The following is a 25,613-nucleotide window of genomic DNA, read 5'->3' on the forward strand; positions in this document are numbered from 1 at the left end:
ATGGATATCTTCATTCAACAACTGATTAACGGCGTCACGCTGGGCAGCGTGTACGCTTTGGTCGCCCTGGGCTACACCATGGTGTACGGCATCATCGGGCTGATCAACTTCGCGCACGGCGACGTGGTCATGATCGGCGCCATGGCGGCGACGACGATCGCGATCTCGCTGGTCGGCGGCGATCCCTCGGCCTCGGCCTTCGTGGTGCTGGGCCTGGGCCTGCTGGTGTCGGTGCCGCTGTGCATGGCGATCGGCTGGACCGCGGAACGCGTGGCCTACCGGCCGCTGCGCCGCGCGCCGCGCCTGGCCGCCCTGATCACCGCCATCGGCGTGTCCATCATCCTGCAGAACGTGGCGATGATGGGCTGGGGCCGCAACTACCTGAACTTCCCGCAAGTGCTCACGCCACGGGTGTTCGAGATCTTCGGCGCGCGCATCAGCACGCTGCAGATCGCCATCGTGGTCATCGCCGCGCTCATCATGGGCGGGCTGCTGGCCGTGGTGCACAAGACCCGCCTGGGCACGGCCATGCGCGCCACCGCGCAGAACCGCGAAGTGGCCGGCCTGATGGGCGTGAACATCAACACCGTCATCTCGGCCGCCTTCCTGATCGGCTCGGCGCTGGCCGCCGTGGCCGGCATGATGGTCGCCACCTACTACGGCGTGTCGCAATACACCATGGGCTTCATGCTGGGCCTGAAGGCCTTCACCGCGGCGGTGCTGGGCGGCATCGGCAACCTGGTGGGCGCGATGGCCGGCGGCCTGCTGCTGGGCATCATCGAATCGCTGGGCGCCGGCTATATCGGCGACCTGACCGGCGGCTTCCTGGGCAGCCATTATCAAGACGTGTTCGCTTTCTTCGTGCTGGTGCTGGTGCTGATCTTCCGCCCCTCCGGCCTCCTGGGCGAGCGCGTGGGGGACCGTGCATGAACGCGACCATGAAAAAGAGCGGGCTTTCCACCCGCAACCTGATCGGCATCGCGCTGATCGGCATCGTGCTGGCGGTGCTGCCCTTCGTGATCGGCATGGCCGGCCAGAGCTGGGTGCGCATCCTGAACTTCGCGCTGCTGTACGTGATGCTGTCGCTGGGCCTGAACATCGTGGTGGGTTTCGCCGGCCTGCTGGACCTGGGCTACATCGCGTTCTACGCGGTGGGCGCCTATGCCTGGGCCATGCTGGCCTCGCCGCACTTCGGCCTGCACCTGCCGTTCTGGGCGATCCTGCCGATCGCGCTGGCGGTGGCCTGCCTGTTCGGCGTGCTGCTGGGGGCGCCCACGCTCAAGCTGCGCGGCGACTACCTGGCCATCGTGACCTTGGGTTTCGGCGAGATCATCCGCATCTTCCTGAACAACCTGAACTCGCCGATCAACATCACCAACGGTCCGCAAGGCATCAATCGCATCGACACCTTCAAGGTGGGCGAGTTCGCGTTTGGCCGTACCGAAACGCTGATGGGCATACGCTTCACCGGCCCGGAGAAGTACTACTACCTGCTGCTGGCGCTGACGCTGATCATCGTGGTGGTCTGCCTGCGCCTGCAGAACTCGCGCATCGGCCGCGCCTGGGAAGCCATCCGCGAGGACGAGATCGCGGCCAAGGCCATGGGCATCAACACCCGCAACATCAAGCTGCTGGCCTTCGCCATGGGCGCGTCCTTCGGCGGCGTGGCCGGCGCGCTGTTCGCCTCGATGCAGGGCTTTGTCAGCCCCGAGAGCTTCTCGCTGATGGAATCCATCTCCATCCTGTGCATGGTGGTGCTGGGCGGCATGGGCCATATCCCGGGCGTGATCCTGGGCGCCATCATCCTGGCGGGCCTGCCCGAGTTCCTGCGCGCCGTGGTCGAACCGGCGCAGCACATGCTGTTCGGCGCCGTGGTGCTGGATCCGGAAGGCATCCGCATGCTGCTGTTCGGCCTGGCCATGGTCTGCGTGATGCTGTTCCGCCCGGCCGGCCTGTGGCCGTCCGCCGTGCGCAAGCGCGAACTGTCCAGCAAGGCCCAAGGAGGCGCCGCATGAGCAAACTGCTGCAAGCCCAGGGACTGGGCAAACGCTTCGGCGGCCTGCAAGCCTTGTCGGACGTAAGCTTCGACATCGAGCAGGGCGAGATCTACGGCCTGATCGGCCCCAACGGCGCGGGCAAGACCACGCTGTTCAACGTGCTGACCGGCCTGTACATCCCGGAAGACGGCTCCTGCACCTTCAATGGCCAGTCCATGTCGGGCAAGAAGCCGCATGAAGTGGCCTACGCCGGCCTGGCGCGCACGTTCCAGAACATCCGCCTGTTCGCCAACCTGAGCGCGATCGAGAACGTGATGATCGGCCGCCACATGCGCACCCGCGCCGGCGTGTTGGGCGCCGTGCTGCGCACCCGCGGCGCGCGCGCCGAGGAAGCCGCCATCGAGGCGCGCGCCCAGGAACTGCTGGAATACGTGGGCATCGGCCATCGCGCCAACGACGTGGCGCGTTCGCTGCCCTACGGCGACCAGCGCCGCCTGGAGATCGCGCGCGCGCTGGCCACCGAGCCGAAGCTGCTGGCGCTGGACGAACCGGCCGCCGGCATGAACGCCTCGGAAACGGTGGTGCTGCGCAAGCTGATCGAGAAGATCCGCGACGACGGCATCACGGTGCTGCTGATCGAGCACGACATGAAGCTGGTCATGGGCCTGTGCGACCGCGTGCTGGTGCTGGAATACGGCAAGGTGCTGGCCATGGGCAAGCCCGCCCAGGTGCAGCGCGATCCCAAGGTCATCGAAGCGTATCTGGGCGCGGGCGCGGCCCAGGATCCGCTGATTCATCAGGAGCGCCAGGCATGACGACGGTATCCCAACCCCTACTCGAATTGCGCGGCCTGCAGGTCGCCTACGGCGGCATCCGCGCGGTGCGCGGCATCGACCTGCGGGTCGACGAAGGCGAGCTGGTCTGCCTGATCGGCGCCAACGGCGCCGGCAAGAGCACCACGCTGCGCGCGATCTGCGGACTGGTGCCGCTGGCCGGCGGCGAAGTCGTCTATGGCGGCAAGTCCATAGGCGGCCAGAAATCGCACGAGCTCGTGCGCCAGGGCCTGGTGATGGTGCCGGAAGGCCGGGGCATCTTCGGCCAGCTGACCATCGAGGAAAACCTCGCCATGGGCGGCTATGTGCGCCGCGACGCGGCCCAGATCCGCCAGGATACCGACCGCGTCTTCACGCTGTTCCCGCGCCTTGCCGAGCGCCGCAAGCAGGCGGCCGGCACCCTGTCCGGCGGCGAGCAGCAGATGGTGGCCATGGGCCGAGCCATGATCGCGCGTCCCAAGCTGCTGTTGCTGGACGAGCCCTCGATGGGACTGGCGCCGCTGATGGTGGAAAAGGTCTTCGAGGTGGTGCGGACCATCGCCAGCGAAGGCGTCACCATCCTGCTGATCGAGCAGAACGCACGCCTGGCGCTGGAAAACAGCCATCGCGGCTACGTGATGGAATCGGGCGAGATCATCCTGTCCGGCAAGTCCGGCGACATGTTGCACGATCCCAAGGTGCGCGCGGCCTACCTGGGTGAAGTCGAAGAGCACGCCTGAGCCCGGGGTTCGTTGCGTGAAAAAGCCGGCGCGAGAGGATCGCGCCGGCTTTTTTTCATCGCCACGCAGGAACAGGGCAGATGCCCGGAATCATGCTGGCGGCCGCTGGAACAGGCTGCGCAGCACGGCGATCAGGATGTCGCCCGCGGACGCCGCGCCATACAGCGCATGATCGATGGCCTGGCTGCGCGCCAGGGCCATGAGGCTGCCGGCCAATTCCTCAGCGGGGACGGGCGGCGTCCGTCCGGCGAGCGCGAACAATCGTTCCAGCAATTGCGCGTAGATCCGCCGCTGGTCCGCCATCAGCGCGGCGTAGGCCTGGCCGAACTCCGGATTGCGCGCGGCCAGCAGTTGCAGCTCGGTCGCGAGCAGGGCCTGGGAGGCATCCATGCCGAAGTCGCGCGCCCAAAGCTCCAACGCCTCGAAGGCCTTGCCGAAGTCCTCGCCCGCCATGGCCACGCCGCCCGTGATGCGCTCGGCCTCCTGCGCCTTGTGCTGGCGCAGCAGGTCCAGCAGCAGGTCTTCCTTGCTCTGGAAATTGGAGTAGAAGGCGCCCTGGGTATAGCCGGCCTCCCTGGCGATATCGCGCACGCTGGTGGATGCGAAGCCGCGCTCGGCGACTTGCTTGCAGGCCGCGGCGATCAGGCGCTGGCGTGTCTGTTCCTGGCTCTCTTCTCGTGTCAGGCGGGGGCGTGGCATTTTAAATATCGATTGCTATCTGGATTGACTGATTTTGCCGGATGAGGATACCATTTGCTATTCAAATATCATTTGATATCTGAAATGGGTGTGTCCACGCATATGGCCGCGCCCACTTCACCCGGAGAGATCGCTACATGCACCATCAAGACCATCAGGCGCCGTTACAGGCTGGCGTCGCGCGCAACCAGGGTGTCCAGGCGCGGGAGCCTCGGGCCCGGCCCATCCGGCAGGCCTTCGTCACTGGCGCCACGGGCCTGCTGGGCAACAACCTGGTGCGCGAGCTGGCGGCGCGTGGCATCGAGGTTCGGGCGCTGGTCAGGTCCGTGGACAAGGCGCGCAAGCAGTTCGCGGATCTGCCGCAGGTGCAGGTGGTGCATGGCGACATGGGCGAGGTCGGCGCCTTCGCCGACGCGCTGGCCGGCTGCGACGTGGTGTTCCATGCCGCCGCCCATTTCCGTGACAGCTACAAGGGCGGACGCCATTGGGACGAACTGCGGCGCATCAACGTGGACGGCACGGCGGCGTTGATTGCCGCCGTGCATGCCGCGGGCGTACGCAGGTTCGTGCAGACGTCTTCGATTGCCGTACTCGATGGATTGCCAGGCACGCTGATCGATGAGACCTGCGACCGCTTGCCGGCCGACGCCGACGACTACTACCGCAGCAAGATCCTGGCCGATGACGCGGTGCGCGCGTTCCTGCGCCAACATCCCGACATGCACGCGTGTTTCGTGCTGCCTGGCTGGATGTGGGGGCCTGGCGATATCGGGCCGACCTCGGCGGGGCAACTGGTCAACGACGTGGCGCGCGGCAAGCTGCCCGGCCTGGTGCCCGGCAGCTTCTCGGTGGTCGACGCCCGTGACGTGGCGCTGGCGCAGATCGCGGCGGCCGAGCGCGGCCGCCGGGGCGAACGCTATCTGGCGGCCGGGCGCCACATGGAAATGGGAGAACTGATCCCGCTGCTGGGGCAGGTGGCCGGAATTCCGGTGCCAACGCGCAAGCTGCCGCTGCCCTTGCTGTATGCGCTGGCGGCCGTACAGGAAGTCTATGCGCGGGTTTCGGGCAAGCCGGTGCTGCTGGGGCTGGCGACGGTGCGGCTGATGGCGCGCGAGGCGGGGCGGACCCGCTTCAATCCGGCCAAGAGCGAGCATGAACTGGGCCTGCGTTTTCGTCCGCTGGAGCAGACGCTGGCCGATACCGTGGGCTGGTATCGCCAGCATGGCTGGTTCTGAGCGCGTAGCAAGGGCGGCGCGCAGGGGCGCGGCCCTTGCGTGTTTGCGCGGGGCTCAGGCGGGAGCTGTCACCATGCGCTTCCGGCCTATCATCAGCGCGATGAACGCCGCGATGATGCCGGTCATGCCGGCCAGCACGAAGGCCGTCAGGTAGCTGCCTTGCGACTGGCGCACGAAGCCGGCCATCCAGGCCGCGCTGGCCGCGCCCAGCTGGTGGCCGGCGACGATCCAGCCGAACACGATCGAGGCGTCGCGTTCGCCGAAGGCCTCGGTGGTCAGTCGCAGCGTGGGCGGCACGGTGGCGATCCAGTCCAGGCCGAAGAAGATGGCGAAGATCGACAGGCTGTAGAACGAGAAGTCTGAATAGGGCAGGTAGATCAGCGACAGCCCGCGCAGCCCGTAGTACACGAACAGCAGCTTGCGCGGATCGTAGCGGTCGGTGAGCCAGCCCGAGGCGGTGGTGCCGACCAGATCGAAGATGCCCATCAGCGCCAGCAGGCCGGCGGCCTGCACTTCGGGCATGCCATGGTCGCCGCAGAGCGCGATCAGGTGCGTGCCGACCAGGCCGTTGGTGGTGAAGCCGCAGATGAAGAATGTGGCGAACAGGAACCAGAATGTGCGTGTGCGCGCGGCCCGGCCCAGCGCGCCAAAGGTGGCGGCGATCATGCCGGTGCGCGGCGCGGCCGGCGCCGGCGGTGAGGCGGGATCGCTGCCGTACGGCACCAGTCCGACTTGCGCGGGCCGGTCCGGCACCAGCCACCAGGCCAGCGGCACCAGGGCCGCCGCGGCCGCGGCCACGGCCCAGACCACGCGGGTCCAGTCGCCGGAGGAAGCCAGCGCGGCGAGGGCGGGCAGGAACACCAGCGTGCCGGTCGCGGCGCTGGCGGTCAGCAGGCCCATCACCAGTCCGCGATGGACGCTGAACCAGCGGTTCACGACCGTGGCGCCCAGCACGATGGCGACCGCGCCCGAGCTGATGCCCGAGAACACGCCCCAGCTCAGCAGCAGGTGCCAGGGTTCGGTCATATAGGCGCTGGCCGCGCTGGACACGGCCATCAGGCTCAGCGCGCCGATGAGCACCCGGCGCAGGCCGAAGTGTTCCATCGCGGCGGCGGCGAAGGGGCCGACCAGGCCATACAGGAAGATTCCCAGCGCGGCGGCGAATGAAATCGACGTGCGGCTCCAGCCGAAGGATTCCTCCAGCGGCACCAGCAGCACGCTGGGCGTGGAGCGCAGGCCGGCCGACACCAGCAGCGACAGGAAGATCACCGCGACGACCACGAAGGCGTACCGCTGGCCGGCGCGGCGGAACGGGAATGGGGGCTGGGGTATACTCATGTTACTGACCGGTACGTGTTGGGATGTGCGAATCGTACGTACCGGTCAGTAACGCCGTCAAGTTGTTTTTGCGCGACCGGGCGGCCCGTCTTTGCACAGGAGCGACACATGGCCAGCAAATCCACCGTTGCGCGCAAGCGTCCGGCCGCCGGCGCGGCGGACGCGCAATCTTCGGACAAGCCGCTGCTGGCGGCGGACCGGATACGGCGCACCGCCAGGGAAATGTTCTACCGCGATGGCATCCGCGCGGTGGGCGTGGACGCCATCGTCACCCAGGCGGGCGTGACCAAGCCCAGCCTGTATCGCAGCTTCGCGTCCAAGGATGAGCTGGCGGCCGCCTATCTGCGCGACTATGACGCCGAGTTCTGGGGGCGCTTCAATGCCGCCTGCGACGCGCATCCGGGCGATCCGAGGGCGCAGCTGATGGCCTACCTGACCGGCCTGAGCCAGCGCGCCGTGCAGGCCGGCTACCGGGGTTGCGGCCTGACCAACGCCGCCGTCGAATACCCGGAGGATCCGCATCCGGCGCGCGCCGTGGCCGTCGAGCACAAGGTCGAGCTGCGCCGGCGGCTGGCCGACATGGCGCGCGGCATGGGCGCGACCGATCCGCAGGCGCTGGGCGACGGCCTGCTGTTGCTGCTCGAAGGGGCGTTCGTATCCAGCCAGCTATTCCACGAGGGCGGACCCGCCGGGCAATTGGCCCAGGCCGCCGGACGGCTGATCGACGCCTGGGTCGGTCCGACGCCGGATGTTGCGCCGCAGCGCGCGGGCGATTGAGGCGCGGCCGGTCTAGTTCGATAGGTTTAGGGGCTAGTCCGCATTAAGCAAGAGATGAAAATCTGATAGGAAAATTGCATTGCGGCGCGGGTCGCGCGGATCTAGCATGGGCTGATGCTGGTTCCTAGTCGTGAGTTCTCCGGGAGAGAATCATGAGCGATGCCACGTTGAAGCATGCACGCATGTCCGACGAGCTGGAACGGACCCTGATCGAAGAGGCCATCCAGGCGCAAGCCTTGTCGGACGGGCCCTTCGGACGCCAGGCCTGGCGGCGACTGAAGTTGCGCATGGCGGCCTTCGGCGGCGCCTTGGGCGAGATGCTGCATGACATGGATGTCGGACGCCGACACCATCCTGTGATTTCTGCCTATCGGGACTCCTCCCGCAAGGGCAAGTGAAAAGACGCCAGCGCGATGCTGGCGTCTTTTTTTGTTTGCCACGGCCGGTTCCGCGCGGACGCCGCGCTACAGCAAGGTATCGGCCAGCAGATAGCCATCCAGCGCGATGATGCCGACGGTGGCCGCGATGGCCGCCCAGGCCCAGGCGCCGCGCAGCGCGTGCCGGCCCATGATGGACTCGCGGCAGGCCAGCAGCACCAGCGGCGCCAGCGCGAAGGGCAGGGCCAGGCTCAGGATCACCTGGCTCAGCACCAGCAGTCCGTCCGGATCCTGGCCGCCCGAGTAGCCCAGCAGACCCGCCGCGGCCGCGCCCGCGATCAGCCGGGTGACCAGCGCGCGGCGACGGTCGGACCAGTTCCTGCCGGCCTGGAAGCCGCGCGACAGGATGCGGCCGGCCAGCACGCCGGTGATGGTGGAGCTTTGCCCCGCGGCATACAGCGCCACCGCGAAGATGATGGCTGCGCCCGCGCCCAGCGTGTGGCCGATGGCCGCGTGGGCGTCGTCCAGGCTGGAAACGATGAGGCCGGGGCCGGACAGGGACGCGGCGGCCACGATCATGATGGCCGCGTTGATCAGCATGGCCACGCCCAGCGACAGCGCGGTGTCATTGCGCGCCACGCGCATCGCCATGTCGCGTGCGTCCGCAGGCAGGCTGCGGGCGCGTTCGGCCAGCGAGCCCGAATGCAGGTAGAGGTTGTGCGGCATCAGCGTCGCGCCCAGGATGCCCAGCGCGATCAGGAAGCCCTGCGGATCGCGCAGCGCGCTGCCGGTCTGGGCGACGCCTTGCGCGACCTCGGTCCAGGCGGGGTTGGCCTTGAACAGCAGGAACACGAACGATGCGGCCACGATGGCCAGCAGCACGGCGATGACGCGCTCGTGGCGGTCGGCGTTGCCGCGCGTCAGCGCCAGCACGGCGAAGGTGCCGACGCCGGTCACCGCCACGCCGCCCAGCAGGGGCAGGCCGAACAGCAGGCGCAGCGCGATGGCGCCGCCGACCAGCTCGGCCAGCGCGGTCGCGAGAATGGCGGCCTCGCCGGCCAGCCAGGCGGCCTTGGCCATGCGGGGGGAGAGGTGGCGCGCGGTCAGGGTGGCCAGATCCTGCCCGGTGGCCAGCGCCAGCCGCGATACCAGCACCTGGAAGCCCAGGGCCAGCAGCGCGGACGCGATGACCACCGACAGCAGGCCGTAGCCGAAGCCGCTGCCGCCGGCGATGTCGGTGGCCCAGTTGCCCGGGTCGATGTAGCCGACGGCGACCAGCAGGCCCGAGCCGACCATGCGCCGCATGCTGGCGGACAGCTGGGCGTTCTGCGCCAGGGCGGATTTGCCGCCCGACATCGCGACGATGAGTCCGGTCATGAACCACTCCTGAGAATGGTTCTCATTATTCTCTTGAGCAGAACGCCCGTCAAATTGATTTTCGCCAAGTCCGGGATAGGGCAGCCCAATGATGCGGCGGACGGCGCGCCCCGGCTGGCCGGGGCAGGCGTGGGGCGGCGGACCGGCCTCAGGCCTTCAGTCGCGCCTCCATGGTGATCTTCGCCTTCAGGACCTTGGATACCGGGCAGCCGGTCTCGGCCTTGCGGGCCGCGTCTTCAAAGGCCTGGGCGCTGGCGCCCGGGATGACGGCTTCCACGGTCAGGTGCACGGCGGTGATGGCGAAGCCGCCGTCGGCCTTGTCCAGCGTGACCTCCGCCTTGGTGTCCAGCCGTTGGGCGACCATGCCGGACTCGGCCAGGATGTTGGACAGCGCCATGGTGAAGCAGCCGGCATGGGCCGCGCCCAGCAGTTCCTCGGGATTGGTGCCGGGCGTGTCGCCGAAGCGGGTGTTGAAGCCGTAGGGCTGTTCCTTGAGCGCGCCGCTTTGCGTGGAGATCGTGCCCTTGCCGGTTTTCAGATCGCCCGACCAGGCGGCGGTTGCGGTTTTCTTCATGGGGGACTCCTTCATCAGGGAAAAGGGGAGGCGTCCGCCACGCCGGTGCGCCGTCGCGGCGAAGCCTGGCAGTCATGTTACGGCGACCGGGCGCGGGCCCGGGCAAGCCGATGTAACCGCAAGCCCGCGCCATTGCATCGACATCGCTTGCGCGCGCGGCGATGCGCTTGCCAGCAGGCGCGCGCGCCGTCACACTGGCCCTCGAACAATTACATACAGGTGCGGAATCAAGATGCTGGTGATCGACACGGAACAAACCCGCGGCGCGCTGTCCTTCGAGCAGGCCATCCCCGCCTTGCGCGAGGCCTTCGCGCAAGGCGCCCACGTGCCGGCACGCCATGTGCACGCGATCGAGTCCGGCGGCGCGCATGGCACCTCGCTCATCATGCCGGCCTGGAACGAACGCGGTTACTTCGGCGTGAAGGTGATCAATATCTTTCCCGAGAACACGCGCCAGTCGCTGCCGGGCCTGCACGCAACCTACAACCTGTACAGCGCCCGCAGCGGCGTGCCGCTGGCGCAGGTCGACGGCGACATCGTCACGGTGTTCCGCACCGCCGGCGCGGCGGCGCTGGGCGCCTCGTACCTGGCGCGGCCGGACGCCGCCGTGCTGCTGATCGTGGGCTCCGGCCGTATCGCCGGATTGCTGGCGCAGGCGATGAGCGCGGTCCGGCCGATCCGCAAGGTGCTGGTGTGGAACCTGCGGGCGGCCGGCGCGCAGGCGCTGGCCGAGGAACTGCGCGCGCAGGGTTACGACGCGGCCGCGACCGAGGATCTGGAAGCGGCGGTGCGGCAGGCCGATATCGTCAGCTGCGCCACGCTGTCCACCGTGCCGCTGGTGCATGGCGCCTGGCTGCAACCCGGCACGCACCTGGACCTGATCGGCAGCTTCAAGCCGGACATGATCGAAACCGACACGGCCTGCTTTGACGGCACGTCCGTCTATGTGGACACCGATGAAGCGCCGACCAAGGCCGGCGACCTGCTGGCCGCGTTCCAGGCCGGCGTGCTGAGGCGCGAAGACCTGCGCGGCACGCTGGCGGATCTGGTGTCGGGCAAGGCGCCGGGCCGGCGCGACGCGCGCGAGATCACCGTATTCAAGGCGGTCGGCAGCGCGCTGGAGGACCTGACGCTGGCAGCGCTGGTCTACGAGAACCGCACGGGCGCGAACCCGATGAACTGAAGACGCGAGGCAGTCGCCACGCCGCGCGCGCCCGGATGCGCCGCACAAGGGACGCCGCCTGTTTGGGCTACTATCCCCGTGCCCGTTTTTGCCGTACCGGCTTGTTGCTTTTCATGAGATCCGCTGTCATGTCCCGCCTGCTCGCACGCCTCGCCTGCGTCGCCGTTCTGTCCGTTCCCGCCCTGTCCGCTCGTGCCGAAATCGTGATCGGGGTGGATGTGTCCACCACAGGCGCCGCCGCGGCCATCGGTATCCAGACCAACAACGCGGTCCGGCTGTGGCCGGCCACGCTGGGCGGACAGCCCGCCCGCTACGTGGTGCTGGACGACGGCACCGATGTCAGCCGCGCCGTGAAGAACATGCGCAAGCTGACCTCGGAGGACAAGGTCGACGCCATCGTCGGCCCCAACATCACGGCCGCCGCGCTGGCCGGCCTGGATGTGCTGGCCGAGACCGGCACGCCGATGATCGCGCTGGCGGCCTCCAGCGTGATCGTCGAGCCGCTGTCCGATCCCAAGCGCGCCTGGGCCTTCAAGATGCCGCAAAATGACTCGCTGATGGCCACCGCCCTGGTCCAGGACATGAAGAAGAAGGGCCTGAAGAACGTGGCCTTCATCGGCTTCGCCGATTCCTATGGCGACAGCTGGTGGAAGGAATTCAGCGCCGCCGCCGGCGCCGACCTGAAGATCGTGGCGCAGGAACGCTTCCAGCGCACCGACGCGTCGGTGATGGGCCAGGTGCTCAAGCTCATCGCCGCCAAGCCCGACGCGGTGCTGATCGCCGGCGCCGGCACGCCCTCGGCCCTGCCGCAGAAGACGCTGCTCGAGCGCGGCTACGGCGGTGTCATCTACCAGACGCACGGCATCGGCACGCTGGAATTCCTGCAGGTCGGCGGCAAGGACGTGGAAGGCACGCTGTTTCCCACCGGCCCCGGCGTGGTGGCGCGCGAATTGCCGGATTCCAATCCGGTCAAGCAGGTGGCGGTCGCGTTCGCGGACAAGTACGAAGCCCAGTACGGCGCCCACACGCTGACCCAGTTCGCCGGCGACGCCTATGGCGCATGGATGCTGCTGGATTCGGCCGTGGCCCGCGCCCTGAAGGGCGGCGCCAAGCCCGGCACGCCGGAATTCCGCAAGGCGCTGCGCGACGCGTTGGAGTCGACCCGCGACCTGGCCGTGCCCAATGGCGTGTTCAATATTTCCAAGGACGATCACCAAGGCTTCGACGAGCGCGCCCGCGTGATGGGCGTGGTCAAGAACGGCCGTTTCTCCTACGCCGGGCAATAAAGACACGTCTTGTAGCGATCCCTCGCATTCCCCGCCGCCGCCCAGGGTGGCAGCTTCCGCAAGCAGGCCTCGGCCTGCTTTTTTCATGTCCATATGATTAGTAGTGAAATCATTTATTGACGTATGATTTCTAGCGAAGATATTGCGACATGGGAGAAAACAATGAGCAAGACCACTCTGCCGCGCGCTTCCCGCCGCCACGCCTTGCTGGCAGGCGTGCTGCTGGCCCTGGGCGCAGCCGGGCTGGCAGGCTGCTCGGACTCCGGTTCCGACAGCCAGGCCGGCTCGGCGGGCGCCAAGGGAGCCGCCAGTACGCTGGAGGCGGCCAAGGCGGCCGGCAAGATCCGCATCGGCTACGCCAACGAGGCGCCATTCGCCTACATGGACAGCCAGCGCGCCGAGGTGACGGGCGAGTCCGTCGAAATCGCACGGGTCGTGCTCAAGCGCATGGGCATCAACCAGGTCGAGGGCGTGTTGACGGAATTCGGTTCGCTGATTCCCGGCCTGCAGGCCAGGCGCTTCGACATCATCGCCGCGGGCATGTACATCACGCCCGAGCGCTGCGGCCAAGCTGCGTTTTCCAATCCCACCTATGGCGTGGGCCAGGCCATGCTGGTCAAGCAGGGCAATCCCAAGAACCTGCACAGCTACGAGGACGCGGCCAAGAACCCCGACGCCAGGCTGGGCGTGGTGGTGGGCGCGATCGAATCGGACTACGCCGCCAGCCTCAAGGTGCCGCCCGACCGCACCGTCGTGTTTCCCGACGCGGTGAGCGCGCTGGCCGGCGTGCAGGCCGGGCGCGCCGATGCCTATGCCGCCACCGCGCTGACCGTGAACGACCTGATGGGCAAGGCCGGCAAGGACAGCGGCCTGGAAAAGGCCGAGCCCTTCAACGATCCGGTGATCGACGGCAAGGGCGTGCGCGGCTATGGCGCCTATGCCTTCCGCAAGGAAGACCAGGCCTTCGTCGACGCGTTCAATGCCGAGCTGGCCAAGTTCCTGGGCACCGAGGAACACAAGAAACTGGTCGCGCCCTTCGGCTTCACGGCGGAGGAACTGCCCAATGGCATGACGGCGGCCAAGCTGTGCGCGGGCCGGTGAGGACGGCGCCATGACGAGCTGGATCGAGACCCTGGGCGAGCTGGCGCCGCCGCTGCTGGACGGGCTGGGCGTGACGCTGCAGGTCATGGCGGGCGCCGCCGCGCTGGCCGTGCCGCTGGCCGTTGCCGCGGGCGTCGGCCGCCTGTCGACGCGGCGTCCGCTGCGCTGGCTGGCCTCCGTCTACGTCGAGGTATTCCGCGGCACCTCCGCGCTGGTGCAGCTGTTCTGGTTCTACTTCGTGCTGCCGCTGTTCGGCCTGCAATTGCCCGCCATGCTGGTCGGCATCGTGGTGCTGGGCCTGAACGCCGGCGCCTATGGCGCCGAGGTGGTGCGCGGCGCGATCCGGGCCGTGCCGCCGGGCCAGCGCGAGGCGGGCGTGGCGCTGAACTTCACGCGCGGGCAGATCCTGCGGCGGCTGGTCTTGCCGCAGGCCGTGCCGGCCATGCTGCCGCCGGCGGGCAATCTGCTGATCGAACTGCTCAAGAACACCGCGCTGGTGTCGCTGGTGACCATCACGGACCTGACCTTCCGAGGCCAGCTGCTGCGCGGCGAGACCTTGCGCACCACCGAGATCTTCAGCCTGATGCTGCTGATGTACTTCGCCGTGGCCTTGCTGATCACCGCGGGCGTGCGCCTGCTTGAACGGAGGATGCGCATCCGATGACGCCGATATTCGACTGGTCATACGCGCTCGAAATCCTGCCCGCGCTGGGCGCAGCCCTGATCGTCACGATCCAGGCCACCGTGCTGGGCATGCTGGTCGCCGTCACGCTCGGACTGGCGTTGGCGCTGCTGCGGCGTGCACGGTTGCGGCTGGTGTCCTGGCCGGCGGCCTTCGTGATCGAGTTCGTGCGCAGCACGCCGCTGCTGGTGCAGATGTACTTCCTGTTCTATGTCCTGCCGCTGACCGGCCTGCGCATGTCGCCGCTGGCTACCGGGGTGCTGGCGCTGGGCCTGCACTACGCCGCCTATTGCGCCGAGGTGTACCGCGCCGGCATCGAAGCCGTGCCCAAGGGGCAGACCGAGGCCGCCATCGCCCTGAACCTGCCGCGCTGGCGCACGGCGGTGGACGTGGTGCTGCCGCAGGCGATTCCGCCGGTGGTGCCGGCGTTGGGCAACTATCTGGTCGCCATGTTCAAGGACACGCCCTTGCTGTCGGCCATCACGGTGGTGGAACTGTTGCAGCAGAGCAAGATGCTCGGCTCGGCCACGTTCCGCTACACCGAGCCCCTGACCCTGGTGGGCGCGCTGTTCCTGGCGCTTAGCCTGCTGGCGGCCTGGGGCGTGCGCGGGCTGGAAACCCGCCTGCAACGTTATGGAGGAAAACGATGAGCGCCAGTGTGAACATTCGCGGCCTGCGCAAGCGCTACGGCGACCTGGAGGTGCTCAAGGGCATCGACCTGGAGATCCCGTCTGGTCAGACGGTGGCCGTGATCGGCCCGTCCGGCTCGGGCAAGTCGACCTTGCTGCGCGTGCTGATGACGCTGGAACGGCCCAGCGGCGGCGAGATCGAGATAGACGGCGTGCCCATGTGGACGGACGCTGGCGGTAAGCCGGCGGGGCTGCATTCGTCCCACTTGCGCCGGGTGCGAGGCAAGATCGGCATGGTGTTCCAGCACTTCAACCTGTTTCCCCACATGACCGCGCTGGGCAATGCCATGGAGGCGCCGCTGCGGGTGCAGGGCCTGAGTCGCGAGCAGGCGCGCGAGCGCGGCGTGGAATACCTGGAGATGGTGGGGTTGGGCGACAAGCTGGACACCTATCCGGCGCAGCTGTCCGGCGGCCAGAAGCAGCGCGTGGGCATTGCGCGGGCCTTGGCCATGTGTCCGGAGATCATGCTGTTCGACGAGGTGACGTCGGCGCTGGATCCCGAGCTGGTGGGCGGCATCCTGCAGATCCTGCGCGACCTGTCCGCGCGCCGCAGCATGACCATGATCATCGTCACCCACCAGATGAAGTTCGCCGAGCGCAGCTCGGACCGCACGCTGTTCTTCGACGAGGGCAATATCGTCGAGGACGCGGAGTCCGCCACGCTGTTCAGCCAGCCCCGGCAAGCGCGCACGCGGCAGTTCCTGGACAGCGTGATCGAAGGGCAGTGAACGGCGGGCAGGGGGCGGTGTGCCATGCGCGGCGGGCGCCGGGCCGCGCGGCGGGCTTTGACCCTGTCGCGGCCTCGGGGATCGGCCCGGCTGCGGCGCGCCGGCGCTATGCTGTGCGCTCCATTGCCCGGAGACGCTTGCGCATGAGCCAATTGTTCACCCCCACCCAGGCCGGTCCCCTGCGACTGGCCAACCGCATCGTGATCGCGCCCATGTGCGAATACTCGGCCGACGCGGGCTGTGCCACCGACTGGCACATGATCCATCTGGGCCATCTGGCCTTGTCCGGCGCCGCGCTGCTGTTCGTCGAGGCGACGGCGGTGGAGCCCGACGGCCGCATCACGCCCGGCGATCTGGGCTTGTGGTCCGATGAAACCGAGGCCGCGCTGGGCCGCGTGGTGACGGCCATGCGCCGTTATTCGCCGATCAAGCTGGGCATCCAGCTCGGCCACGCCGGACGCAAGGCGTCCAGCCACGCTCCCTGGGACGGCGGGCAGTTGGTGCCGTCCACCGAAGGCGGCTGGCAGGGCTGGGCGCCCTCGGCGCTGCCGCACAATGAATCCGAGCCGGCGCCGCAGGCGCTGGACGCCGCTGGCCTGGCCCGCGTGCGCGATGCGTTCGTGGCCAGCGCCCGGCGCGCGCTGCGGCTGGGTTTCGACGCCATCGAGTTGCACGCCGCGCATGGCTACCTGATGCACCAGTTCCTGTCGCCGCTGGCGAACCGGCGCGACGACGCCTATGGGGGTTCGCTGGAAAACCGCATGCGTTTCCCGTTGGAGGTATTCCAGGCACTGCGCGACGTGGTGCCGACATCCGTCGCGCTGGGCGTGCGCGTGTCCGCCACGGACTGGGTGGAGGGCGGCTGGGACCTGGAGCAGACCACGGCCTTCGCAGAGGCGCTGAAGGCGCGCGGCTGCGACTTCATCGACGTGTCCAGCGGGGGCGTGTCGCCTCGGCAGAAGATCCCGGTCGCGCCGAACTATCAGGTGCCTTTCGCCGCTGAGATCAAGCGCCGCGTCGGCATGCCCACGATCGCGGTGGGACTGATCACCGAGGCCGCCCAGGCCGAGGAAATCGTGGTCAGCGGGCAGGCCGACATGGTGGCGCTGGCGCGCGGCATGCTGTACGACCCGCGCTGGCCCTGGCACGCGGCCGCGCAGCTGGGCGGACAGGTCGACGCGCCGCGCCAGTACTGGCGTTCGCAGCCGCGCGAGCACAAGGCGCTGTTCGGGGAAACGCGCTTCGGCCAGCGCTGACGCGGATTCGGCACGCAAGAAAAAGCGCCGCTGGCAAGGCGGCGCTTTTTTTATCTGGAACCGCCGCTGCGGGCCAGGAACTACAGCTTGGCGTAGGCCTGTTCCAGCTGGGCCTGCAACTGGTCGGCGAAATCGGCCTGCGCCGGGTCCAGCGCGGACATCAGCCGGGCCAGCACCACGTTGTCTTCCTCGCCATTCCAGATCTTGATGTAGGTGCCTTCCTTGTAGCCGTGCCGCTGGCGGAAGATGTTCAGCACGTTCTTGGACACGTACTGGGTGTAGGCGTCGTTCCAGCCCATCTCGCAGGCGGTCATGGTGCGTTCCAGGACCTTGAAGCTGGCGCGGCCGCACACGGCCAGTCCGCCGATCAGTTCCAGCAGCTCGGGCACGCTCAACGCGGCCAGCTCACGGGTAGCGCCGTCCAGCGTGACGGTGCCGGGGCCGGCCAGGTCGCGCATCAGCTCGGCCGCGGCGCCTTCGATCGACGCGCCTGCCTGGACGATGGTGTGCGACAGGTAGAAGTGCAGGATGTCGACCAGTTCCATCTGCACCTGGGGCAGGTCGATGGTCTGCTTCTTCCACCATTTCCAGCCATGGTGTTCCAGCGCCTCGGCTGATTCCACGAACGCGGCGCGCAGGAAGCGCGAACCGCTGGTCACCCAGGCGGGATTGATCATGCTGTTCAGGTGATCCTGCAGTTTCAGCATCGTGGCCGCTTGGGCCGGGTTCAATCCGACGGGTGTGTTCACTTTCGCTCCGTATATTTGACGCGGGAATACCTGCGCGGATCGCGCGCAGGGCGCAGATGTTAGCACCCCGTGGCGCTACGCCGGCCGTGCCCGGGCGCTGGCCTGGGTAGTCGGCCACTCAGTCGGCCGCTCTCTGCCCGTAGCGTCTGGCGGGCTGTATCCGGTTGACCGCAGTCGGCAGGCCGCAGCTGGTAGGCCGCAGCTGGCTGGCGATGCAGGCCGGGGTCGCGCCAGGCCAGGCTGCTGCTAGCCGTCCTTGCGGTAGGTGGACTTCAGCGGCGGCAGTTTGCCGGCGGGCGGCTTGCCGGGCTTGCGGGCGTCGCCGGCGGCCTTGAACAGCATGAAGGCGAAGAAGGCCAGGAACACCGCGGGCATGAAATCGTCCAGCCCGGCGCGCGGATTGTTCAGCGCCTGCAGCACAATGCGCGCCGCGATCAGGCCGACCACCGCCGCGGCGACCGTCAGCACCTTGCCGACGCCGCGCTTGGCGGCGGTCTTGGCCAGCGTTGCGGCGTCGGTATCCGGTTGTGCGGGGGGCAGGGTGGAATGGGGCACGGGCGGCGTGCCGCCATTGCCCCAGGGCGCGGACGACAGCGGGCTAGTCGACGTGGACTCGCCGCCGGATGTCGCGCCGGGAGACCGCGTGGCGTCAGGCGAGGGCGCGTTGAACAGACCCGACGCGCTGACACGACTCAGTTCTTTGACATAGCGCGCGTAATCGCCATCCTTTGGTTCGCCGCCCAGAGCCATCAGACATCTCCATTCCAGTCATTCCAGCACTATATGCCATTCCGTGCAGCCCGCGACCCCTTCTGCGCATGGCAGGCTCCCGGGGCGAGGCCGCGCGGAGCCGGCTCCGCCGGTCCGCAGAGGCGCCTCCTTGAGGGGGAAGCGCACAAGCGCCGCGGGGGAGGGGCTGTCCGCAACCCGGTCCGCAGCTGCGCCTCCTACAGGGAGGAGCGCGTGGCGCTTCGGGGCTGGGGCTTCCCTTTTTTTCGCAGCATGGCGACCAGCAGCCCGACGCCCAACACCACCGAAAAGCCGGCGCCGATCAGCATGGCGATCTGTTGCGCGTTTTCCGCGGAGCCCAGGCTGCGCGCGGTGACATAGCCCGGCGCCAGCATCAGCGGCATCCACAGGATGGCGGAGGACACGTTGGCCAGCTGGAAGCGGCCATGCGCCATGCCCATGACGCCGGCTACGGTGGGGATGGTGGAACGGATAGGCCCGAGGAACCGGCCGATCAGCACCGAGGCGAAGCCATAGCGGTAGAAGAACAGCCTGGCGCGCGCCACCGCCGTGCGTTGCTGCTTGAGCGGCCAGCGGCGCAGCACGCCGGGGCCGGCCCAGCGGCCCAGGCCGTAGGACAAGGCATCACCCACGATCGCGCCCGCGATGCCCCAGGCCAGCACGTTCCAGGGATCCAGCGTGCCGGCGCCGATCAGGCCGCCCGTCAGCAGCATCAGCGCCGTGGCGGGAATGAACAGGCCCACCAGCACCAGGGATTCTCCCAGCGTGAGCAGGAAGGTGATCGGTCCGGCCCAGGCCTGGTTGGCCTCGATGAACATGCCGATCTGGTCTATGTATTGATCCATGTGCGGAAGTTGAATATCAGCTGAACGCAATCGAGTATCTTAACGCCTGCATTGTGGGACCGGCATGCGTCGGCCATATGAATGAAGCCGATTGTCGGAGGATCATGGATTCCGTTACACAAGCCGTGCTGGGCGCCGGCATACAGGGCGCGCTGCTGGGGCGTTTCCAGGGGCGCAGGGCGCTGCTCTGGGGCGCCGCGCTGGCGACCGTGCCGGACCTGGACGTACTGATGCGCTATCCGGACCCGGTTTCATTGATGACCTATCACCGGGGTTTTTCCCATTCTCTGTTCGTCCTGACCGGCCTGGCGGCGCTGCTGGCTTGGCTGATACGCCGGTATTGGCCGCAGGCTCCCTACGGCGGTCGGCGCTTGTTCCTGACGCTCTGGCTGGTTTTGGTGACACATCCATTGCTGGACGCCTTCACCGTCTATGGCACCCAGCTGTTCTGGCCGCTGGCGCCGGTGCCGGAAAGCTGGGCGGCCGTGTTCATCATCGACCCGGTCTATACGGTGCCGTTGCTGGCGGCGTCGCTGTATGCGGTCGCGGCGGGCATGACGGCGCGCGCGCGCGGATTGCTCGCGGCGGCGCTGGTTTTCAGTACGGCCTATCTGGGCTTCGGGTTGGCGGGCAGGGTGGCGGCCGAGCACCGCGTGCGCGATGCCATGGCCGCGCAAGGCATCGAGGTCACGGCCTTGCGCGCCGTGCCCATGCCGTTCAATACGCTCGTATGGCGCGTGCTTGCCAAGACGCCGGACGATCACTATTACGAAGCCGTATCGGGCTGGTTTGATCGGACGTCGCCGGAATGGCTGCGCCTGTCGCTCAACCCGGACGCCGGCGCCAACCTGACGGGGTCCGCGCTGCACGACAGGCTGCGCTGGTTCACCGGCGACTGGCTGCGCTATGACGTGATCGGCGATGCGCTGGTGGTGACCGACCTGCGCATGGGCGTGGCGGGGCACTACACCTTCCGTTTCAAGATGGCCGAGCGCGCGCCGGGAGGCGATTGGATCGCGGTCGTGCCCAGCCGCTGGCCCAGCGCCAGCGGGGGTTGGCCGGAACTGAAACTGGTATTGGCGCGCATTCTGGATGCGCAGCCGCCGTTGCCGCTGCGAGATTGGGCGGACCAGGCTTTGCGCTAGGTTCGTGCCCATGCCGGCCGCGCACCGCCGCGCGGCCGGCACCGCATCGTCGTCGCCAGGCGCGAGGCCACGCCATGGCGCCTCATCCTGCGTCGCGTTCTTGTCTTCCACTATGCAAGGGGGGAAGGGGGAACTCGTATTTTTACTAGCTGTATTTCGTTTTCGTTCAAGAGACCCGAAATGTGCCCGCTGGCAAAGTACCCGAATCCTTGATCCGGGTGCTTCAAACAGGCCGTATCCGCATCAGGGACCGGCATCAGGATTCCGGGTTTCCGGTACTCCGCCGATGGCAAGGCCTGGATGCGTCGTTGCGGCGCGCCGGTTTCATCTCTCCAATCAATAAGGAACGACAACGATGAAGCGCAGTTCTCTCTCGTATCTCATTTCTGCCGGCGCGCTGCTGGCGGCTCTGGCGCCGGCGGCTTCGCACGCGCAGGCCGCCTGGGACGGTCAGATCCGCTTCACGGGCAGCGTGTCGGACACCACGTGCTCCGTCAATGGCGGTCAGGGTTCTGCGAGCAACATCACTGATGTGCGGCTCGGCAACGTGGATCCCACTGCGGCGGTGAAGGCGCTGGCCGTGGGCGCCAACATTGGCTCCAAGCAGACGTTCAAGATCAGCCTGTCCAATTGCAGCTTGCTCACGCCTCTGCCTACCAACCCTGCCGCGGGCGCCGCACAAACCGAAACGCGAGGCGCCGCCATTGAATTCGACCAGGGTTCGGCGAACATCAATGGAGCCACGGGCAATCTGATGGTCACTGGCTTCCAGCCGGCGAAAGGCGTCGAGATCGGCATCTGGAACGCCGGCAATGGCAAGACCAACAAGCTTGACCTCCGAGGCACCATGTCTCCGAGCGACGTACAGACGCTTCAGTTGAGGTTCTCGAACGATACGACCGTCACGCAGATCCTTGCCGGAGACCTCACTTTCGAGGCGGGCTATGTCAGGGCCAGCGGCACGCTCGAGTCTGGTAACGCCGGTTCGCAAATCGCATACAAGGTGTCCTACCGATAAGTCGAGGTGCAGGCATGACGCCCATGAAGCGTGTTGCAGTACGTTGGTTGTGCATGGGCGTCATGGCTTGGGTTGCCGGCGCTGGCGTGGCGCAGGCAACCCTGGTCCTGGAGGGAACGCGCATCGTCTATCCGGAAAAGGCCAAGGATGTCAGCATCCGGATGCGGAATCCGGGCAGCTATCCCATACTCGCTCAGTCCTGGCTTGACGACGGCCGCCCGAATTTGTCGCCCGAAGTGATGGTGGTGCCGTTTATCGTGTCACCCGCCCTGACCAGGGTCGAGCCTGACGGTAGCGCGCTGCTGCGTGTGTTCTACGCCAAACGGCCATTGCCCACGGACAGGGAGTCGCTGTTTTACCTGAACGTGATGGAAACTCCGCCGCGCGGCAGCGAGGAGAATGCGCTGACCTTGCAGTTTCGCACCCGGGTCAAGCTGTTCTTCCGTCCGACCGGATTGTCCGGAGATGCCGGGGACGCGCCAGACAGCTTGACATGGACGCTGGTCCCAGGCGCAGGCGCTGTTGAAGTGCACAATCCGACGCCGTATCACGTGTCTTTCTTGTCTGTCGAGCTGGAAACGGCGGGGCGTCGCGAGATCCTGGACCGGGCAGGCCAGGACGCCATGGTGGCGCCATTTTCCAAGTTGCGCTTTCCTGTTTCGGCCGGTCGAAATCCCGTGCCGGGCCAAAGTCAGATTCACTACTGGGCCATCAATGATTTTGGCGGCAGGCACTCGTATCAGCGCCCCTTGTCATCGCCCTGACCGGCGCTTCTGAAGGCTCCATTTTTTCGCAAGGCTAGAACGATGCATTTGACGATGCAGGTGACGGCTCGTCCTGGAAACAGGCGCAAGTCGCGGCAACGGCGGGTCTGGATGGCGGGCCTTTGCATGTTGGCCATTGTGGCGGATGCGCAGGCGCAGGGTAAATCCAAGCAGTACGTGCAGTTCGATTCCAATATGTTGTTGCGCGGCGTCTCGGGCGATTCCGTCGATCTTTCCCGTTTCGAAAAGCCCAACGCCGTATTGCCCGGCCAGTATCGCGTCGATGTGTTGGTGAATGGCAACTGGCGTGGGGCCTCTTTCGTTGAGTTCCGCGACGTGGATCAAGAGGGCGCGGCACCTTGCTACACCGCCGAACTGTTGCGCAGCTCGGGGTTCGACATGGAAAAGCTCGAACGTCAGGCCGTCGAGCAGGGGCGTCCCGTGCTGGGAGACACGCCCTATTGCGGCGATCTGGCAAGCCATGTGCCCGGCACGCAGGTCAGGTTCGACGCGGCGGAACAGCAGTTGTTATTGACCGTGCCCACCATCTACCTGGGTACGAGACGCGCCAGCATCTATGTGGATCCGGCCCTGTCGGACAGCGGCATCACCGCCGCGCGGCTGGGCTATACCGGCAATTACTATTCACAGTACGTGCGCGGCGGACGTTCCGACGACCGAGGCTACCTGGGCTTGAGCGCCGGGCTAAACGTCGCCTCCTGGCGCGTCCGGCACGATGGCTCGGTGGCTTGGGGATCGCGCGAAGGTTCGCGCTATCAACGGGGCCGGCTGTACGCGGTGACCGGCATCCCGTCCTGGAAATCCGAACTGCTGTTGGGCGAGACATCTTCCGATGGGCGGTATTTCGACCCGGTTTCGTTTCGCGGCGTGCGCGTGGCCAGCGACGAACGCATGCTGCCCGACGAACGGCGCAACTACGTGCCGACCATACGCGGCACCGCCCAGACCAATGCCACGGTCAGCGTCTATCAGCGTGGTTTCCTGGTCCATGAAACCACGGTCGCGGCGGGACCGTTCGTCATCGAGGATCTGCAGGCGGCCAGCTATGGCGGCGACCTGGAGGTGCGCGTCGTCGAGGCCAATGGCGAAACGCGCCGCTTCACCGTGCCTTTTGCCACGACCGTCGAGCTGTTGAAGTCCGGCGAAACGCGTTACTCGATGTCGCTGGGGCAGGCCATGGCCTCGGGCTACCGCAGCGGCGGGCCGGCGGTGTTCGAAGGCCTGGTGCGGCGCGGCCTGAGCAATCTGGTCACGGCCTACGGGGGGCTGGCGCTCAGCGGCAACTATCGTTCGGTGTTGCTGGGCGCGGTGCTCAATACCGAATGGGGCGCGTTGGCCGGTGACATCACGGCGGCGACCGCCAAGCTGGCCAATGAAAAGTCATCGGGCTCCAGCTATCGATTGTCATACAGCAAGAATCTGCCCGAGACGGGCACGAATTTCTCGGTGCTGGCATATCGCTATTCGACCAGCGGCTTCGTCGGCTTCAACGAAGCCGTCGCCCAGCGCAACATCCCGAAGTCCGATCGCTACTACGATGCCGGCGGCCGGCTGCGCAATCGTATCGATGTCAATATCAACCAGTCGCTCGGTGACAGGCTGGGCTCCTTTTACCTGAATGGCTCGGCGATCCAGTACTGGAAGCGCGCGGGCCGCAACATCAATTTTGGCGGCGGCTACTACAACAACTGGGGCCGCGTTTCCTACGCGTTGAACGTGCAACGCAGCACCGTCAACGGCGGCTTGTATTCGCTGGGACGCGAACGCGAGACCACGGTCACCCTTAACCTGAACATTCCCTTGGGCAAGACCTACGACGCGCCCCTGCTCAACAGCTACACCAGCCATAGCGGCGCGGGCGGCACGAATTCCGGCCTGAGCGTGGGCGGATCGGCCGGCGAGGACTCGCTGTTCAACTATTCGCTCGGCACCAGCTACAACAGCCGCTCGGGCATCTCATCGGCCAACGGCAACCTGGACTACCTGGGCAGCCTGGCCCAGGTAGGCGCCAGCATCTCGCAGGGGCGCGACTATCGGCAGACCAGCCTGCGCGCCTCGGGCAACGTGCTGGCCCACGCGGGCGGGGTCACGCTGGCGCCGGTCCTGGGCGATACCATCGGCCTGCTGCATGCACCGGACGCCAAGGACGCGCGGACCACCCGCGACCGCAACAGCCGCATCGATGGGCGGGGCTATGGCCTGGTGCCCTATCTGATGCCGTATCGAAGCAACAGCGTGGAACTGGATTCCGCCGACATGGCCGACGACGTAGAGCTGCTGAGCAATATGCGTACCGTGGCGCCGCGCGCCGGCGCGGTGGTGCTGCTGTCCTATCCCACCCGCCGGTCCAGGCCCGTACTGGTCGACGGCAAACAGCGAGATGGCGCTCCGCTGCCATTCGGCGCCGAGGTCTACGATCTCGAGGATGGCGAGGTGATCGGCAGCGTTGGCCAGGGCAGCCGCATCGTCATGCGCGTGCGCAAGGATGAAGGCCGCGTCAGCGTGCGTTGGGGATCGAAAGCCGACCAGCGCTGCCGCATCGACTACGCGCTGTCCGAGCGCGAGCGCGGCCAGAGCGGCTTCGATGTGGTCGAGAGCGTCTGCCAGCCGGAGCCGGCATCACCCGCCGGCCCGATGCCGGTGGCGGGGCTGAAGCCATGATCGGCCGGCGCATTCTCGCACTGCGCCACGCGGGCTTGGCCGGCATGGCGATCGTGGCGGCATGGATCGGGCTGGCCGGCGCCGCCCGTGCGGACATGTCCGTCGATGGCACGCGCTTCGTCTATCCCGCCCGTGAAAAGGCAATCAGCGTCTATGTCGGCAATATCGGCGCCGAGCCGATCCTGGTGCAGTCCTGGCTGGACCGGGGCGAGGCGCGGGACGCCAACGATCTGGCGCGGCTGAAGGTGCCGTTCGTGTTGACGCCGCCGCTCCTGCGCCTGGAGCCGAACGAACGCAAGGCGGTGCAGTTGCGCTATACCGGCGAGTCCTTGCCCAAGGATCGCGAGTCCCTGTTCTGGGTGAACTTCCTGGAAGTGCCGGTCGTGAGCGACGAGCAGAACAGCCTGCGCCTGCAACTGCACCTGTCGATGAAGGTCTTGTTCCGGCCCGAGGGCCTGCAAGGAAAGGCAAGCGATGCGCCGGGCAAGCTGCGCTGGACCTGGCGCGATGCCGGCAACGGTTCGATGCGCGTGTTGGCGGAAAACCCCACTCCCTACAGCGTCACGTTCCGGACGCTGAAAGTGCGCGGCAGCCAGGGGGATGGCCTGGCGGGAGTGACCGTCCCGCCCCTGTCGTCCGCGTCCTTCGTGGGACGCTGGCCCGCGCCGCGCGATCAGGGCGGGCTGTCGCTGGATTATGAGTCGGTGGACGACTTTGGGGCGGCCAAGCGCGGCAGCGCCCAGGCCGAGTTCGCGCGCGTCGATTGAGCGCCATCGGCTGGCCTCGTGGCCGGCCGGGCATAGCTAGAA

Annotated in this window: 26 protein-coding genes; 19 read left to right on the forward strand and 7 right to left on the reverse strand. The window is 67.3% G+C overall.

The features are described from left to right. Positions 1-78: 78 nt before the first annotated feature. The 4 genes from AC6LJ9_RS14835 to AC6LJ9_RS14850 are packed head-to-tail and all read left to right on the forward strand — an operon-like array spanning position 79 to position 3,549. Entirely contained in the window at positions 79-930 is an 852-nt protein-coding gene (locus AC6LJ9_RS14835) for a branched-chain amino acid ABC transporter permease (protein WP_498148171.1), read from the forward strand. Further along, positions 927-2,015, forward strand: a complete 1,089-nt coding sequence (locus tag AC6LJ9_RS14840) for an ABC transporter permease subunit (RefSeq protein WP_212318439.1) — start codon at positions 927-929, stop codon at positions 2,013-2,015. The genes AC6LJ9_RS14835 and AC6LJ9_RS14840 overlap by 4 nt, the downstream gene beginning before the upstream one ends. Next, complete coding sequence (locus AC6LJ9_RS14845) at positions 2,012-2,812, forward strand: ABC transporter ATP-binding protein (protein WP_103275142.1); 801 nt, start codon at positions 2,012-2,014, stop codon at positions 2,810-2,812. Before AC6LJ9_RS14840 ends, AC6LJ9_RS14845 begins: the two co-directional genes overlap by 4 nt. Then, positions 2,809-3,549, forward strand: a complete 741-nt coding sequence (locus AC6LJ9_RS14850; RefSeq protein ID WP_103275141.1) for an ABC transporter ATP-binding protein — start codon at positions 2,809-2,811, stop codon at positions 3,547-3,549. The genes AC6LJ9_RS14845 and AC6LJ9_RS14850 overlap by 4 nt, the downstream gene beginning before the upstream one ends. A 90-nt stretch (positions 3,550-3,639) precedes the next feature. On the opposite strand, the gene AC6LJ9_RS14855 is transcribed toward AC6LJ9_RS14850, so the two are convergent. After that, positions 3,640-4,248, reverse strand: a complete 609-nt coding sequence (locus AC6LJ9_RS14855) for a TetR/AcrR family transcriptional regulator (RefSeq protein ID WP_212318447.1) — start codon at positions 4,246-4,248, stop codon at positions 3,640-3,642. Between the two features lie 137 nt (positions 4,249-4,385). On the opposite strand from AC6LJ9_RS14855, the gene AC6LJ9_RS14860 reads away from it, so the two are divergent. Then, the gene (locus AC6LJ9_RS14860; RefSeq protein ID WP_498148144.1) at positions 4,386-5,483 is read left to right on the forward strand and encodes an SDR family oxidoreductase; all 1,098 of its coding nucleotides are present in this window, start codon (positions 4,386-4,388) and stop codon (positions 5,481-5,483) included. 54 nt (positions 5,484-5,537) lie between these two features. On the opposite strand, the gene AC6LJ9_RS14865 is transcribed toward AC6LJ9_RS14860, so the two are convergent. Next, on the reverse strand, positions 5,538-6,821 hold the full coding sequence (locus AC6LJ9_RS14865; RefSeq protein ID WP_498148145.1) for an MFS transporter: 1,284 nt from the start codon (positions 6,819-6,821) through the stop codon (positions 5,538-5,540). Between the two features lie 108 nt (positions 6,822-6,929). Here AC6LJ9_RS14865 and AC6LJ9_RS14870 point away from each other — a divergent pair, with 108 nt between their 5' ends. Together AC6LJ9_RS14870 and AC6LJ9_RS14875 are read left to right on the forward strand one after the other, a co-directional pair. After that, positions 6,930-7,598 (forward strand): TetR/AcrR family transcriptional regulator, encoded by a 669-nt coding sequence (locus AC6LJ9_RS14870; RefSeq protein ID WP_498148146.1) that lies wholly within the window; start codon positions 6,930-6,932, stop codon positions 7,596-7,598. Positions 7,599-7,750: 152 nt separating this feature from the next. Next, positions 7,751-7,996, forward strand: a complete 246-nt coding sequence (locus AC6LJ9_RS14875; protein ID WP_498148147.1) for an XRE family transcriptional regulator — start codon at positions 7,751-7,753, stop codon at positions 7,994-7,996. Positions 7,997-8,062: 66 nt separating this feature from the next. Here the strand turns inward: AC6LJ9_RS14875 and AC6LJ9_RS14880 are convergent, their stop codons facing one another. Further along, the gene (locus AC6LJ9_RS14880) at positions 8,063-9,352 is read right to left on the reverse strand and encodes an Nramp family divalent metal transporter (protein ID WP_498148148.1); all 1,290 of its coding nucleotides are present in this window, start codon (positions 9,350-9,352) and stop codon (positions 8,063-8,065) included. 148 nt (positions 9,353-9,500) lie between these two features. Continuing rightward, complete coding sequence (locus tag AC6LJ9_RS14885) at positions 9,501-9,926, reverse strand: OsmC family protein (protein WP_498148149.1); 426 nt, start codon at positions 9,924-9,926, stop codon at positions 9,501-9,503. A 232-nt stretch (positions 9,927-10,158) separates the two neighbouring features. On the opposite strand from AC6LJ9_RS14885, the gene lhpI reads away from it, so the two are divergent. The 7 genes from lhpI (at position 10,159) to AC6LJ9_RS14920 (ending at position 16,851) form a co-directional block, all read left to right on the forward strand. Beyond that, positions 10,159-11,109: a bifunctional Delta(1)-pyrroline-2-carboxylate/Delta(1)-piperideine-2-carboxylate reductase gene (gene lhpI / locus AC6LJ9_RS14890; protein WP_498148150.1), complete on the forward strand. Its 951-nt coding sequence runs from the start codon at positions 10,159-10,161 to the stop codon at positions 11,107-11,109. Between the two features lie 128 nt (positions 11,110-11,237). Beyond that, the gene (locus tag AC6LJ9_RS14895) at positions 11,238-12,395 is read left to right on the forward strand and encodes an ABC transporter substrate-binding protein (protein ID WP_498148151.1); all 1,158 of its coding nucleotides are present in this window, start codon (positions 11,238-11,240) and stop codon (positions 12,393-12,395) included. Between the two features lie 162 nt (positions 12,396-12,557). After that, on the forward strand, positions 12,558-13,496 hold the full coding sequence (gene ehuB, locus AC6LJ9_RS14900) for an ectoine/hydroxyectoine ABC transporter substrate-binding protein EhuB (protein WP_498148152.1): 939 nt from the start codon (positions 12,558-12,560) through the stop codon (positions 13,494-13,496). 10 nt (positions 13,497-13,506) lie between these two features. After that, positions 13,507-14,160, forward strand: coding sequence for an ectoine/hydroxyectoine ABC transporter permease subunit EhuC (ehuC, locus tag AC6LJ9_RS14905; protein ID WP_498148153.1), 654 nt, complete (start codon positions 13,507-13,509; stop codon positions 14,158-14,160). Next, positions 14,157-14,828: an ectoine/hydroxyectoine ABC transporter permease subunit EhuD gene (gene ehuD / locus AC6LJ9_RS14910; RefSeq protein WP_498148154.1), complete on the forward strand. Its 672-nt coding sequence runs from the start codon at positions 14,157-14,159 to the stop codon at positions 14,826-14,828. The genes ehuC and ehuD overlap by 4 nt, the downstream gene beginning before the upstream one ends. Further along, a complete protein-coding gene (locus AC6LJ9_RS14915; RefSeq protein ID WP_498148155.1) occupies positions 14,825-15,595 on the forward strand; it encodes an amino acid ABC transporter ATP-binding protein in 771 nt (256 codons plus the stop codon). The genes ehuD and AC6LJ9_RS14915 overlap by 4 nt, the downstream gene beginning before the upstream one ends. Positions 15,596-15,738: 143 nt before the next feature. Continuing rightward, positions 15,739-16,851: an NADH:flavin oxidoreductase/NADH oxidase gene (locus AC6LJ9_RS14920; RefSeq protein ID WP_498148156.1), complete on the forward strand. Its 1,113-nt coding sequence runs from the start codon at positions 15,739-15,741 to the stop codon at positions 16,849-16,851. 80 nt (positions 16,852-16,931) lie between these two features. Here the strand turns inward: AC6LJ9_RS14920 and AC6LJ9_RS14925 are convergent, their stop codons facing one another. The 3 genes from AC6LJ9_RS14925 to AC6LJ9_RS14935 all read right to left on the reverse strand — a co-directional run bounded on the left by AC6LJ9_RS14925 (position 16,932) and on the right by AC6LJ9_RS14935 (position 19,195). Next, positions 16,932-17,582 carry a dUTPase gene (locus AC6LJ9_RS14925; RefSeq protein ID WP_249205057.1) on the reverse strand — a complete coding sequence of 217 codons (651 nt, stop codon included), beginning with the start codon at positions 17,580-17,582 and terminating at the stop codon, positions 16,932-16,934. A 264-nt stretch (positions 17,583-17,846) separates the two neighbouring features. Further along, complete coding sequence (locus AC6LJ9_RS14930; RefSeq protein ID WP_498148157.1) at positions 17,847-18,350, reverse strand: hypothetical protein; 504 nt, start codon at positions 18,348-18,350, stop codon at positions 17,847-17,849. Between the two features lie 197 nt (positions 18,351-18,547). Next, the gene (locus AC6LJ9_RS14935; protein WP_212316060.1) at positions 18,548-19,195 is read right to left on the reverse strand and encodes a DedA family protein; all 648 of its coding nucleotides are present in this window, start codon (positions 19,193-19,195) and stop codon (positions 18,548-18,550) included. A gap of 104 nt (positions 19,196-19,299) precedes the next feature. Here AC6LJ9_RS14935 and AC6LJ9_RS14940 point away from each other — a divergent pair, with 104 nt between their 5' ends. The 5 genes from AC6LJ9_RS14940 to AC6LJ9_RS14960 all read left to right on the forward strand — a co-directional run bounded on the left by AC6LJ9_RS14940 (position 19,300) and on the right by AC6LJ9_RS14960 (position 25,571). Beyond that, positions 19,300-20,340 carry a metal-dependent hydrolase gene (locus AC6LJ9_RS14940; RefSeq protein WP_498148158.1) on the forward strand — a complete coding sequence of 347 codons (1,041 nt, stop codon included), beginning with the start codon at positions 19,300-19,302 and terminating at the stop codon, positions 20,338-20,340. Between the two features lie 355 nt (positions 20,341-20,695). Next, positions 20,696-21,358: a fimbrial protein gene (locus AC6LJ9_RS14945; RefSeq protein WP_498148159.1), complete on the forward strand. Its 663-nt coding sequence runs from the start codon at positions 20,696-20,698 to the stop codon at positions 21,356-21,358. Between the two features lie 14 nt (positions 21,359-21,372). Next, positions 21,373-22,122 (forward strand): fimbria/pilus periplasmic chaperone, encoded by a 750-nt coding sequence (locus tag AC6LJ9_RS14950; RefSeq protein ID WP_498148160.1) that lies wholly within the window; start codon positions 21,373-21,375, stop codon positions 22,120-22,122. Between the two features lie 126 nt (positions 22,123-22,248). Further along, positions 22,249-24,804 carry a fimbria/pilus outer membrane usher protein gene (locus AC6LJ9_RS14955; protein WP_498148161.1) on the forward strand — a complete coding sequence of 852 codons (2,556 nt, stop codon included), beginning with the start codon at positions 22,249-22,251 and terminating at the stop codon, positions 24,802-24,804. Next, entirely contained in the window at positions 24,801-25,571 is a 771-nt protein-coding gene (locus AC6LJ9_RS14960; protein ID WP_498148162.1) for a fimbrial biogenesis chaperone, read from the forward strand. The genes AC6LJ9_RS14955 and AC6LJ9_RS14960 overlap by 4 nt, the downstream gene beginning before the upstream one ends. The last annotated feature ends 42 nt before the right edge of the window (positions 25,572-25,613 follow it).

Source organism: Achromobacter sp. 1011811831 (genome assembly GCF_059760905.1).